Annotated in this window: 9 protein-coding genes and 1 tRNA gene; 4 read left to right on the top strand and 6 right to left on the bottom strand. The window is 68.7% G+C overall.

Annotation, left to right across the window (positions count from 1 at the left end; translation table 11 throughout):
- The first annotated feature begins 310 nt into the window (after nucleotides 1-310).
- Complete coding sequence (locus tag ACTWPT_RS57515; protein WP_443186022.1) at nucleotides 311-613, top strand: tyrosine-type recombinase/integrase; 303 nt, start codon at nucleotides 311-313, stop codon at nucleotides 611-613.
- A 54-nt stretch (nucleotides 614-667) separates the two neighbouring features.
- Here ACTWPT_RS57515 and ACTWPT_RS57510 read toward each other — a convergent pair.
- Nucleotides 668-742 (bottom strand) — tRNA-Val (locus ACTWPT_RS57510).
- 458 nt (nucleotides 743-1,200) lie between these two features.
- On the opposite strand from ACTWPT_RS57510, the gene ACTWPT_RS57505 reads away from it, so the two are divergent.
- The gene (locus tag ACTWPT_RS57505; RefSeq protein ID WP_020547189.1) at nucleotides 1,201-1,617 is read left to right on the top strand and encodes an SsgA family sporulation/cell division regulator; all 417 of its coding nucleotides are present in this window, start codon (nucleotides 1,201-1,203) and stop codon (nucleotides 1,615-1,617) included.
- 228 nt (nucleotides 1,618-1,845) lie between these two features.
- Here the strand turns inward: ACTWPT_RS57505 and ACTWPT_RS57500 are convergent, their stop codons facing one another.
- Nucleotides 1,846-2,244, bottom strand: a complete 399-nt coding sequence (locus tag ACTWPT_RS57500; protein ID WP_443186021.1) for a DUF305 domain-containing protein — start codon at nucleotides 2,242-2,244, stop codon at nucleotides 1,846-1,848.
- 28 nt (nucleotides 2,245-2,272) lie between these two features.
- Between ACTWPT_RS57500 and ACTWPT_RS57495 the strand changes: the two genes are divergently transcribed.
- Entirely contained in the window at nucleotides 2,273-2,431 is a 159-nt protein-coding gene (locus ACTWPT_RS57495) for a hypothetical protein (protein WP_443186020.1), read from the top strand.
- A gap of 136 nt (nucleotides 2,432-2,567) precedes the next feature.
- Complete coding sequence (locus ACTWPT_RS57490) at nucleotides 2,568-3,929, top strand: LVIVD repeat-containing protein (protein WP_443186019.1); 1,362 nt, start codon at nucleotides 2,568-2,570, stop codon at nucleotides 3,927-3,929.
- Here ACTWPT_RS57490 and ACTWPT_RS57485 read toward each other — a convergent pair.
- The 4 genes from ACTWPT_RS57485 to ACTWPT_RS57470 form a co-directional block, all read right to left on the bottom strand.
- On the bottom strand, nucleotides 3,923-4,459 hold the full coding sequence (locus ACTWPT_RS57485) for a hypothetical protein (protein ID WP_443186018.1): 537 nt from the start codon (nucleotides 4,457-4,459) through the stop codon (nucleotides 3,923-3,925). The genes ACTWPT_RS57490 and ACTWPT_RS57485 overlap by 7 nt on opposite strands.
- Nucleotides 4,460-4,589: 130 nt before the next feature.
- Entirely contained in the window at nucleotides 4,590-5,420 is an 831-nt protein-coding gene (locus ACTWPT_RS57480; RefSeq protein ID WP_443186017.1) for an aminotransferase class IV, read from the bottom strand.
- Nucleotides 5,417-6,430 (bottom strand): chorismate-binding protein, encoded by a 1,014-nt coding sequence (locus ACTWPT_RS57475; protein WP_443186016.1) that lies wholly within the window; start codon nucleotides 6,428-6,430, stop codon nucleotides 5,417-5,419. The genes ACTWPT_RS57480 and ACTWPT_RS57475 overlap by 4 nt, the downstream gene beginning before the upstream one ends.
- Nucleotides 6,364-7,314, bottom strand: a complete 951-nt coding sequence (locus ACTWPT_RS57470; protein ID WP_443186015.1) for a LysR family transcriptional regulator — start codon at nucleotides 7,312-7,314, stop codon at nucleotides 6,364-6,366. The genes ACTWPT_RS57475 and ACTWPT_RS57470 overlap by 67 nt, the downstream gene beginning before the upstream one ends.
- Nucleotides 7,315-7,365 lie beyond the last annotated feature (51 nt).

Raw genomic sequence — 7,365 nt, 5'->3', positions numbered from 1 at the left:
TGAACGGCGCCGACAACATCGCCCAAGCCATCCGCTACATCTCCCGCGACGCCACCCGCGCTCTCACCGTCCTCAACCTCGCATGATCGAGAAACGGGACAAAACCCCACTACGCCGGAGCCCTGGGCTGGGAGCATGACGACTTCGCCGTGTACGTCTGGCGCTCGGTCCGCGCCAGCGGGGATACCAAGACGCCCAAGTCCCGCCGTACGCCCCAACTCCCTGACCGCTGCGTTCACGCCCTGGTCGCGTTCTGGAACCACCTGAGCGCTTCCGGGACCGCGCTGAGCAGGACGACCAGGCTCAGCTGGTGTTCGCTACCCGAAACGGCACCAAGATGAGCGCGGGGAACGTCCGGCGAGCGATCACACGAGCCGGTCTGGTCGACGCTGACTGGACGCCCCGGGACATGCGGCACAGCTTCGTCTCCTTGCTGTCAGCAGATGGAGTCCCAGTCGAGAACATCGCCCGGCTCATCGGCCACGCCGGCGGCTCGGCGGTCACAGAGAAGGTCTACCGTCATCAGATCAAACCTGTCATCCAGGACGGCGCAACAGTCATGGATCGCATCTTCCCAGGTAACGACCGTGGCGGACGACAGTCACTCAGTTAGTCACTTGGAAGATCAAAAGGGCCACGTCCCGTGTTGGGATGTGGCCCTTGACGTTGGTGGGCGATACTGGGATCGAACCAGTGACCTCTTCGGTGTGAACGAAGCGCTCTCCCGCTGAGCTAATCGCCCGCCTGCCGGTCCTCGCGGTGCCGACGGGGAAAACCATACCGCACTCTGGCACGTGCTGGCGAAGCGAAAGCGGTCGGCGGGGGCGGCGAACGGCTGTAGAGAGGTTGATGGGAGGGATTCAGGTGAAAGGCGGCGGTTGCCCATCGGCACCGGGGGTCGGTGACATACCATCGTCGTGTTCCGGAAGGAGCCGATCGCGATCTTTTCGCGAGAAACGTTCATGGTCGGCGCGCCGGGGCAGGCTCCACAGCACGCAAAACCCTTGCAAATACGACCCGATTGATGCCGTTTAGCCTGGTAGATGCCTAAATGTCCAGCTGTGATGTGCGTTACAGAAGGCCCCTGAAGCGGAATCTTTCCTACAGGTTTCTTCGTTCCGCGTCATAGCTCAGGACGAAGTCCGTCAGAGCAGTGAAAGCCCCGAAGAGGGGACCTACGACGAAAAGGTTTGGCTGACGATGAACAGCACCACCGTCTCCGCCGAGCTTGGCCTTCGGCTTGTGGTCCCCGACCGTACTACCGTCCCCCTGCTCGCCGGACTGAGTTACACAGCCGACGATCCGTACGCCATCCGCATGGCCTTCCACGTAGGGAACGACGAGCCGGTCGAGTGGATCTTCGCCCGCGAGTTGTTGACCGTGGGCATCGTGAGGCGTGTCGGCGACGGCGACGTGCAGGTGTGGCCTGCCCGCGCCGACGGCGAGCGCACGCTCCACATCAGCCTCACGTCGCCGTTCGGGCAGGCGCTCTTCGAAGTGCCCCTGGCACCGCTGACCGAGTTCCTGCACCGGACCTACGAGAAGGTGCCGGCGGGGCGCGAGACCGACTTCATGGATCTGGACGCCGAGCTGACGAACATGCTGTGGCCTTCTTGAGCGCACAGTCCCCATAGGCACTCCAACGGCCCTCATAGGCACAACGACGGCCTCGCCCGCGCAGTATGACGGGCGGGGCCGCTTTCCTGTTTAGGCCCGTTTCCCCGGCCCAAGGGCCCGTTCCGGTCGAAGGGCCCGTTCCGGTCGAAGGGCCCGTTCCGGTCGAAGGGCCCGTTCCGGTCGAAGGGCCCGTTCCCGGCCGGAGGGCAGGTTTCGCCGCTGACAGGTCTAGGCCGGCAGCGACTCCAGGACCTCCTTCATCCGGGCGATCTCGATGCTCTGGCCCGAGTACACGTCCTTGGCCAGCAGCCGCATGCGCCGGTCGCGCCCGTTGGTCAGCTCCTCACCGGCCATCTTCACCGCCCCCTCGTGGTGCCTGGTCATCAGCTGCAGGAACAGGCGGTCGAAGGCGGTCCCCCGGGCCGCACGCAGCGCGTTGAGCTCCTGCGGCGTCGCCATCCCGTAGCCCGCGGCCTGCTCGTGCGCGTGCCCGGCCGGGGCCTGGCGGCCCAGTTCGGCGAGCCAGCCGGTCATGGCCTTGATCTCAGGGGTCTGGGCGGCCGTGATGGAGCGGGCGAACGCGCGGATCGCCGGCGTGGTGGTGCGGTCGTTCACTAAGGAGGTCATCTCCAGGGCCTGGCGGTGGTGGGGGATCATGGCCTCCGCGAAGCGTACGTCCGAGGCCACCGTCGGCCTCGGTGTCTGCCCGATCCGCGCCCCCGGCGTCGCCGTACGTGCCGCGGCCCCCGGACTGCCCGGCACCAGGACGGGCGCGTCCGTGCCGATGGGCGAGACGTGTTTGACCGGCTGCTGAGAGCACGCAGCCAACACAAAAGTAGCCATAACCGTGACGAAGACCGTACGCGGCCACGAACCTACTGACATAGCTTCCATACTGAGCTACTAGACAAAGGGGATACGCGTTGATCTCTGCGAAATTGCGCGGAGCGATGATAGGCACGGTGCTGCTGCTGGCCTCCGCATGCGCGGCCGGCCAACAGACCTTAGCGGAACCGCCGGCGACACCCGCGAACACACAGCAGGAGACCAGCGCTCCAGCCAGCACCTCCGCCGCCGGCAGCGACGTCATCACGAGTGACAACGTCAAGCATGTCGCCCACGTTCCGAAGACCGCTCCCTTCGACGGGGTGGATGACATCAACTCGGACCTGGCGTTCAACGGCAACTATGCCTATGTCGGGAACTTCGGCGGTTTCTCCATCTACGACATCACCGACCCCCGGAAGCCGCAACTCGTGAGCCAGGTGTCCTGCCCGGCCCAGCAGAACGACGTCACGATTTACGACAATCTGCTGATCCTGTCCATCGACGAGCCGGTCGGCGGCCCGGAGTGCGACGCGAGCCAGAACGACCCGTCCTGGGAGGGTCTGCGGATCTTCGACGTCAGTGACAAGAAGAGCCCGAAGTACGTGGGCGCCGTCCAGACCGAGTGCGGCTCACACACCCACACGATGATCCCCGGCCAGGACAACCTGTACGTGTACGTCTCCTCCCCCGGCCCCGAGCCCGACTCGGAGACCTGCCCGGCACCGCACGAGCTCATCCAGATCGTAGAAGTGCCGCTTTCGTCGCCCCAATCCGCAAAAATCGTGGCGAAGCCGGATATCTTCCCTGAGCGGCAGCACTCCGAGTTCGCCTCCGGCTGCCACGACATCACCGCCTACCCGGAGAAGAAGCTGGCCGCGGCCGCCTGCTTCGGCGACGGCGTGCTGCTCGACATCTCCGACCCGGTCAATCCGAAGGTGCTGCAGCAGCTCACCGACACCGAGAACTTCCAGATCTGGCACTCGGCGACGTTCAACAACGACGGCACGAAGGTGGTGTTCAGCGACGAGCTGGGCGGCGGCGGCCAGGCCACGTGCGACCGCAACACGCCGAACACGAAGGGCGCCAACGCCGTCTACGACCTGGTGAACGGCCAGCTGCAGAAACGGGGCTACTTCAAGATCCCCAGGGAGCAGCAGCCGGACGAGAACTGCGTGGCGCACAACGGCTCGCTGATCCCGGTGCCCGGCAAGGACATCATGGTGCAAGCGTGGTATCAGGGCGGCGTGTCGATCTGGGACTTCACCGATTCGGCGAACCCCAAGGAGATCGGCTACTTCGAGCGCGGCCCCGTCAAGGGCAGCGTCATCGCCGGCTCCTGGTCGGCCTACTACTACAACGGCTACATCTACTCCAGCGACATCACGCAGGGCCTGGACGTCCTGGAGATCGACGACCCGCTCACCGACCCCGCCAAGAAGGTCACGATGGACGACTTCAACGTCCAGACCCAGAAGACCTACTGAGAGGGCCAGGAATGCGCCGACCGCGCCGCCGCCCCCGCGATGGCGGCGCCGTCGAGCCAGACGTACTCGGGCGCGATGCCGGCCCACGGCCATTCCACGGCAAGCAGGAAATGCTGGGGCGGCGGCAGGGGAAACAGCCACAGGGGCATCTGGTAAAGAGTGAACGACGCGTCGCCGCGCACTCCCCCGGGGAACCAGGAAAGGCTCGGCGGCGCGCAGTCGTGGTCCTTGCCTGAGTCCACTTCGACGCCGTCCGGGTAACGCAGCGTGACGTGCAGCGACGTGCTCTCCTCGCCGGAGAACGCCGAGTCGAGCTGCAGCGCCAGGGTGCGGGGCGCGGCCGCGTTGCGGGCCACGACGTCGAGGTTGAGCAGGCAGCCGGTGGCGTACGCCTGGATCATCGGCAACCGGACGGCGAGAGCCGGAGTGCGGGCGAGCACTCGTTCGACGGTGACGATCGCCCCCATTTCCGAAATCGGCGGCAGCGCGAGCTCCGGCGCGCCGGAGGTCGCGCCACCCTCCCCGTTCATGCGCGCCGGAGCTCGCGCCGACCGGGGCGCCGGAGCTCGCGCGGGCATAAGGCGGGATCGGCGGCGGCCCCCACGTGCACGGCGCGGGGCCGCCGCGTTCCGCAAGCTCCGGAAGCTCCGGGGAAGAGGATCACGGGTCCAGGTCGGCGGCAGACCGCTCGGCGAAGACGCGTATCGCCTTGGCGGTGATCGGGCCGGGGGCGAGCGGCAGCTCAGTGTCGTCCACCAGCTTGATCGGCTGGACGTCGCGGGTGGTGGAGGTGAGGAAGGCCTCTTCGGCCTCGTACAGGGCCGACAGCGGCACGTCGGCCTCCTCGCCGCCGCACCACTCGAGCACCAGCGCCCGGGTGACGCCGGCCAGGCAGCCGGACTCCAGGGTGGGGGTGAGCAGGCGGCCGTCGCGGACGATGAAGATGTTGGAGCCGGTGCCCTCGCAGAGGTTGCCCGCGAGGTTGCCGAAGATCGCCTCGCCGCCGCCGCGCTTCTTGGCGTGCAGCAGGGCCTTGGCGTTGTCGCCGTACGAGGTGCTCTTGACCCCGGCCAGGGCGCCGCGCTCGTTGCGTGGCCAGGGCACGACGGCGACGTTGGCGGCGGCGGGGAACGGCTTCTGCTCGTCCACGATGACGACGGAGGTGGTGCCCTGGTCGCCGCGGTCTGAGCCGAGCGGGCCGGGACCGCTGGTGTAGGTGACGCGGATGCGGCCCAGCTCCCAGGCGGGCGCGGCCGCCAGGCACTTGCCGATGCCGTCGGCGATGGCCTCGAGGTCGGGCTCGGGCAGGTCCATGCGCTGGGCGGAGAGCTTGAGCCGGTCGAGGTGCCGGGTGAGGGCGAACGACTCGCCGTTCACGATCTTGATGGTCTCGAAGACGCCGTCGCCGACCATCAGCCCGTGGTCGAACACCGACACGGTGGCCAGCGCGGGGTCGATCAGCTCCCCGTTGACCCAGACAGGGATGTTCATTCAGTTCCTCCTGTGGACGCCAGTGCGATGAGCCTGGCTGCTTTGAGCTCGGTCTCGAGCCATTCGCGCCCGGGGTCGCTGCCCCACGTGATGCCCGCTCCCGTGCCGAACCGGATCTCGCCGTCTGAGATCCAGAATGTTCTGATGCCGACGGCCAGTGCCGCCTTGCCCCGATCGGCGTCGACCCAGCCCACGGCCCCACAGTACGGGCCCCGGGGGGCTGGTTCGAGCTCATTGATGATGCGCAGGGCCGACGATTTGGGCGCGCCCGTGACCGATCCCGGTGGGAACGTCGCCGCGAACAACTCCGGCCAGCCCGCCTCCGGCGCCAGCCGGGCGCGCACGGTGGAGACGAGGTGGACGAGACCGGGGTGCGCCTCGACCGCGCACAGCGACGGCACCTCGACGGTGCCGACGGCCGCGACCCTGCCCAGGTCGTTGCGGACGAGGTCGACGATCATGACGTTTTCCGCGTAGTCCTTGTCGAGCAGGTCGCCGGCGGTCGCGCCGGTGCCCTTGATCGGCCTGGACTCCACGACGTCGCCGTCGCGCGACAGGTAGAGCTCCGGCGAGGCCGACACCACGCTGAGCCCGGGCACCTGGATCACGCCGCCGTAGGGCGCCGGGTTGCCGGTGGCGAGCCTGGCGGTCAGGGCCAGCGGGTCGGCGTCCGGCGGGACGGGCGCGGTCAGGATCCGGCACAGGTTGGCCTGGTAGACCTCGCCCTGCTCGATGTAGTCGCGGATGGCCCGCACGCCACGCTCGTAGCCGGCCCGGTCGAGGGAGCTGCGCCACTGGCCGAGGCTCGGCCCGTGCCAGGGGCCGGCCGGTCTGGGCATGCGCATCTGGCGCACCCGGTCGAACCGGGCACACGTCACCTTGCCCTCGTAGTCGACGACGACGGCCCACCATCCCGCGCCGTCGAGCGCGGCGAGGTCGGAGGTCACGTCCCGCAGACCGGTGGCGAGGGTGTGACCGAAGTAGGCGAAGCCGTCGTACACGTCTCCCATTGTCCCAGCAATTCGACGAGCTCCAGCGCCGCGGGCAGTGGCTCGCCGGGCAGGGCCGCGTACACCTTCCGCACCGGCGCCGTCCCGCGCAGCGGCCGCAGCACCAGATCGGCGGGTACGGCCCGCGCCGCCAGCTCCGGCACCAGCGTCACGCCAAGCCCCGCGGCCACGAAGGCGAACTTGCCCATCCATTCCGCCACCCGCAGCCCGCTGCGCGGGGTGAACCCGGCGGCCGCGCACGCGGTGACCAGCAGTGTGGGCTGGCCGCGCGGGGCCGCCTCGATCCAGCTCTCGCCGGCCAGGTCCCGCAGGTCCACGTCGTCGTCGCCGGCCAGCCGGTGACCGGCGGGCAGCGCCACGAAAAGCCGGTCCTCGAGCAGCGGCACGGTATGGGGCGGGCCGGCCGGCAGCCCCGTCGGGTAGTCGCTGATCACGGCCACGTCCAGCGCCCCCTCCCTGAGCCGGTCCGTCAGCCGCGCGGTGAGCCCCTCGGTCAGGCGCAGCTCGACGCCGGGACGCCGGGCGGCGAAGCGTTTCAAGGCCCTGGGGACGAGGTCCACGTTGGCGGTGGCGAACGCGCCCACGCGCAGCGTCCCGCCGCGCCCGCCGTGGATGGCGGCCAGCTCCTCGCCCGCGCGGTCGAGGCGGTCCAGCACGGCGACGGCGTGGCGGTGCAGGGCGGCGCCGGCGGGCGTCAGGCGCACCCCGCGGGCCAGGCGCTCGAAGAGCGGCCCGCCGGCGGCGCGTTCGAGCGCGGCGACCCGGCGGGAGACCGCCGACTGGGTGTATCCGAGCAGCTCGGCGGCGGCGGTGAACGATCCGTTCCGCGCCACCTCGTCGAGGAGGCGGAGCGCCGCGGTGTCAAAGGCATTCTCATCGTGCATGGCTGGTATGCAATCTAGTCGGTGGTGGAATACCTCGCATCCATGTGTACT

This window comes from Nonomuraea sp. 3N208 (genome assembly GCF_052245935.1).
Lineage (GTDB): Bacteria > Actinomycetota > Actinomycetes > Streptosporangiales > Streptosporangiaceae > Nonomuraea.
This window is presented reverse-complemented; position numbering and strand designations above follow the sequence as displayed.

What these genes read in the sequence shown, in the direction of transcription:
- ACTWPT_RS57505 (WP_020547189.1), top strand. Translation starts at nt 1,201, where the DNA reads ATGAACAGCACCACCGTCTCCGCCGAGCTTGGCCTTCGGCTTGTGGTC.
- ACTWPT_RS57500 (WP_443186021.1), bottom strand. Translation starts at nt 2,244, where the DNA reads ATGACCTCCTTAGTGAACGACCGCACCACCACGCCGGCGATCCGCGCG.
- ACTWPT_RS57495 (WP_443186020.1), top strand. Translation starts at nt 2,273, where the DNA reads ATGGCCTCCGCGAAGCGTACGTCCGAGGCCACCGTCGGCCTCGGTGTC.
- ACTWPT_RS57490 (WP_443186019.1), top strand. Translation starts at nt 2,568, where the DNA reads ATGATAGGCACGGTGCTGCTGCTGGCCTCCGCATGCGCGGCCGGCCAA.
- ACTWPT_RS57485 (WP_443186018.1), bottom strand. Translation starts at nt 4,459, where the DNA reads ATGAACGGGGAGGGTGGCGCGACCTCCGGCGCGCCGGAGCTCGCGCTG.
- ACTWPT_RS57480 (WP_443186017.1), bottom strand. Translation starts at nt 5,420, where the DNA reads ATGAACATCCCTGTCTGGGTCAACGGGGAGCTGATCGACCCCGCGCTG.
- ACTWPT_RS57475 (WP_443186016.1), bottom strand. Translation starts at nt 6,430, where the DNA reads ATGGGAGACGTGTACGACGGCTTCGCCTACTTCGGTCACACCCTCGCC.
- ACTWPT_RS57470 (WP_443186015.1), bottom strand. Translation starts at nt 7,314, where the DNA reads ATGCACGATGAGAATGCCTTTGACACCGCGGCGCTCCGCCTCCTCGAC.